This window comes from Peptococcaceae bacterium 1198_IL3148 (genome assembly GCA_036763105.1).
Taxonomy (GTDB): Bacteria; Bacillota; Desulfotomaculia; order Desulfotomaculales; family Desulfohalotomaculaceae; genus JBAIYS01.
This window is the reverse complement of record JBAIYS010000029.1, coordinates 1-3,736: the sequence shown is the minus strand read 5'-3', so window position 1 is coordinate 3,736 and position 3,736 is coordinate 1. Positions and strand designations below refer to the sequence as shown.

General features: G+C 37.4%; 3 protein-coding genes and 1 rRNA gene. 3 read left to right on the top strand and 1 reads right to left on the bottom strand.

All coding sequences use genetic code 11. The features are described 5' to 3' along the window. The first annotated feature begins 2 nt into the window (after positions 1-2). Positions 3-116: ribosomal RNA gene (gene rrf / locus V6C27_14700) — 5S ribosomal RNA — on the top strand. Between the two features lie 49 nt (positions 117-165). On the opposite strand, the gene V6C27_14695 is transcribed toward rrf, so the two are convergent. Next, entirely contained in the window at positions 166-1,320 is a 1,155-nt protein-coding gene (locus V6C27_14695; GenBank protein ID MEG6617642.1) for a hypothetical protein, read from the bottom strand. 138 nt (positions 1,321-1,458) lie between these two features. On the opposite strand from V6C27_14695, the gene asnS reads away from it, so the two are divergent. Together asnS and V6C27_14685 are read left to right on the top strand one after the other, a co-directional pair. Continuing rightward, positions 1,459-2,748, top strand: a complete 1,290-nt coding sequence (gene asnS / locus V6C27_14690; protein ID MEG6617641.1) for an asparagine--tRNA ligase — start codon at positions 1,459-1,461, stop codon at positions 2,746-2,748. A 108-nt stretch (positions 2,749-2,856) separates the two neighbouring features. After that, complete coding sequence (locus tag V6C27_14685; protein ID MEG6617640.1) at positions 2,857-3,474, top strand: DUF1694 domain-containing protein; 618 nt, start codon at positions 2,857-2,859, stop codon at positions 3,472-3,474. Positions 3,475-3,736 lie beyond the last annotated feature (262 nt).

The window sequence follows — 3,736 nt, the reverse complement described above, 5'->3', positions numbered from 1 at the left end:
TTTCTGGTGGCTTTGCCGCAGAGGGTACACCCGTTCCCATACCGAACACGGAAGTTAAGCTCTGCAGGGCCGATGGTACTTGGGTTTATCCCTGGGAGAGTAGGTCGCCGCCAGAATTAATTTTTAACCCCCTTGATTATTCAAGGGGGTTCTTAGATTTTAAGATTATGATGAATTAGAGGAGGTTAGGTTTGTAAGATTATTTTTAGGGGGTCTTAAATGAAATTCACATATTAGGCTAATCCCGTTTTTAAGTGGAAGTTTAAGTTGGAATCTAGATATTCTACTATTTAATATAGCAACGGGTGCATAGATTGCCCCGGACATTTTTTGAATTGCCAACGGAGCGTTACCAGTATCTGCACAATATGATAATAATGCGATGTTGGGATCTAAGGTGTTCTTTATTTCTGTAATAATAAACTTAATGGTGTTTAATGGTCTGTATTTGGTTCTTTGGCTTACAGATTTAGCTCGGCCAAATTTATCATTTAAACTAATTAATGCTGCTTCCAATAAACTGCGGTATGTTAAGTTATGATCTAATACTACTGGATAACCATTAATAGAGGCTAACACTAATTGTTGTAGTTTAGTTTGTAATGGACTAAATTCGGGAAGAGTTAGCACATCGTTAATGATGGTGAACAAATCATGGCTTTGTTGTGGTTCCATGAAGTTTGCTTTATCTGCGTATTGAAGTAACTGAATAACCTCTTTAAAAGCCTGAAGTTTCTTTTCCTTTTTTGCTAATCCGGGTAAAGTGATAGTACCATTTTTGTCTACAACATGATTAAGACGTTGCCGCAGTAATTTAAACCAATGTTCCAGACTATGTCCGGCCCATATTTGCGGCAGATAGGTTACATATATTCCATGAGCATTAGCATATTCCCAAGCGTGCTTATTTAATGTTTTACTGATAAACATTCCACCGACATAATTAACAGTAAAAGTTTCCCGATTTTTCTCTCGTCCATATATGCGATGGAATAGATCACCACGGTCTGTACCAACAATATCCCTAATTAACTCTCTTTTAGGCGGTAGTGTCTGTTCTAAATCCATGATGGTTGCTTTTAAATTCCTAACGATATCTAAATCAGATATCCCTTGTTGATTAAAACAAGATTTAATAATAATAATATTATTAAAAGTGAATGGACTGGTATTTAGATCTAGTCCAATTACATTTATTTGGTGTTTTGTAGCTCTGCCACCTAACAGGCGGCGAGGTACGCCTGCTATATAACCGTTGTTGCGTAAAACCAATGCTACAATAAATTCAAATAACTTTTCATCAGAAATCTGTACTGACAACTGACATGACACCCCATTTTCCTAAAAACAGTCAATGGTTATTATGGCAATATTATTTATATATTATTAATGTCGGTATTTTGTTCATTTTGTGGTAAACTAATTCAGGAGTATTTATACTGTTTTTGAGGTGATAAAGTGGAAGGAATTCTGATTAAAAATTTAAGCTCCCATGTGGGTAAAGAAGTAACTGTAAATGGTTGGCTGTATAATAAAAGAGGTTCTGGAAAAATCAAATTTTTAATTTTACGGGATGGCACAGGTTTGACTCAAGGGGTATTGGTACAAGAGGAACAACCCGAACTCTTTGATCAAATCAAAGATATTACCCAAGAAAGTTCCATTAGAGTTACTGGCCAAGTAAAAGAGAATCCCAAATCACCCGGTGGTTATGAACTGCAAGTTTCAGCCATTGAGGTGGTGTCCATTGCTGAACCATATCCAATTACCTTGAAAAAGCATGGTGTCGATTTTTTAGCGGATCGCAGGCATTTATGGATTAGAACACCAAAACAATCGGCTATATTAAGAATTCGCTCGGAAATTGAATTGGCTGTAAGAGATTTCTTTGAACAAAATGATTTTGTTCAGGCAGATGCACCTATTATTACTCCTAATGCCTGTGAAGGCACCACCACGTTGTTTAACATTGATTATCACGGAGAAAATGCATTTTTATCCCAGAGCGGACAGCTATATAATGAAGCTAATGCCATGGCATTGGGTAGGGTATACTGCTTCGGTCCCACTTTTCGAGCAGAAAAATCTAAAACTCGTAGACATTTAATGGAATTTTGGATGTTGGAAGCTGAAGCAGCTTACTTCGATTTTGAGGACAATGTTAAACTTCAAGAAGAACTGGTATATTTTATAGTGCAAAGAATTTTAGAAAGAAGGCAGAATGAACTAAAAATACTGGAACGGGATATTAGCAAACTGGAGGCTGTAAGATTACCATTTCCCCGTCTCAGCTATACAGAGGCTGTTGAATTATTAAACCAAGAAGGACATGAGTTTAAATGGGGTGAAGATTTTGGTGCTCCTCATGAGTCGGTGATTTCTAATAAATTTGACTCGCCGGTATTTGTACACCGTTATCCAACAGCAATCAAAGCTTTTTATATGAAACCAGATGATAACGATGCCAACGTGGTGCTCGGTGCCGACTTACTGGCACCGGAAGGCTATGGTGAAATTATTGGTGGCGGTCAGCGGATTGATGATCTGGCGTTGTTGGAGCAACGGTTAGAAGAGCATAAGTTACCAAGGGAGCCATTCGAGTGGTATTTGGATTTGCGCCGTTACGGTTCTGTTCCCCATTCAGGTTTTGGTTTAGGCTTGGAAAGAACTATCGCCTGGATATGTGGCATTGAACATGTGCGGGAGGCAATTCCTTTCCCAAGAATGTTGTATCGTTTATACCCTTAAGGATATGGAGAGGTTGGCATCGCTGCCAACCTCATATTTTTTTATAGCCATTTATATAACAAATTTGTTAATGGTATATTTAACAATTATTTGCTTTATAATACGCTTATGCAAAAGAATAAAGTTGAAGAAAAGGATGTTGAGCAAGAAGCGATTATTAGCTATGTCAGTAAAAATGATTTAATGGGTACTGTTGCTAATAGCCTTGGGGTTACAGAATTAAATAGGAGTGAAAAAAGGAGGTTTTTGGGACAACTTCGGGAACGGATATTAAAAGCCCTTACCGAAAAACAAATGAATGAAAAATGGGTTTATCCAGATATTATTGAAGCAATTAAGGATGTTCGCAGCAGTAAGGTTGTTGTAAAGGGAAACTATGCAAAGAAGGCCAAAAAATATACTGAATATGCAAAGAAATACAATAAGCGAGTGGTTATATCGAACAACCCAGAGTATATCGGTGACGTGGTATTAGTTGTTGTGGCCGACGATGCAGTGGATGTTAATGATATTGAGGTTGGTGAAAAGACGGCTGATTATATAGCAAAAGGTTTGCCGAATGAAATAATTAAAGCAGGCAGTGGCAAACTTTGTGGTGAACATTATCAAAAAATGATAGAGGCTATTGGCCATGAGGTAGTAAGTTTTTCTAAACTAAGCCTTTTCGACAGGTTAGTGGGTGAGAAGTGTGTTGCTTGTACGATAAAAGAATCAAATAATATTTAGTTATAATTGCTATTGACATATGCTAAAAGAAATGTTAAATTAATAAAAGTCGTCAGCGATTGACGACAGCAATTACCAATTGACATTCGCCAACAGGAGTGTTAAACTAATAAACGTCGCTGCTGAGGCGGCGGTAACAACTGGAAACAAACAGATCCTTGAAAACTAAACAGTAAGAGATGGATGTTGTAGAGGCTCAATTCATTGAGCCCGGATAAAAAAACATTCATTATTGCATGCAAGTGTTTTTGTAGGGGCCGAT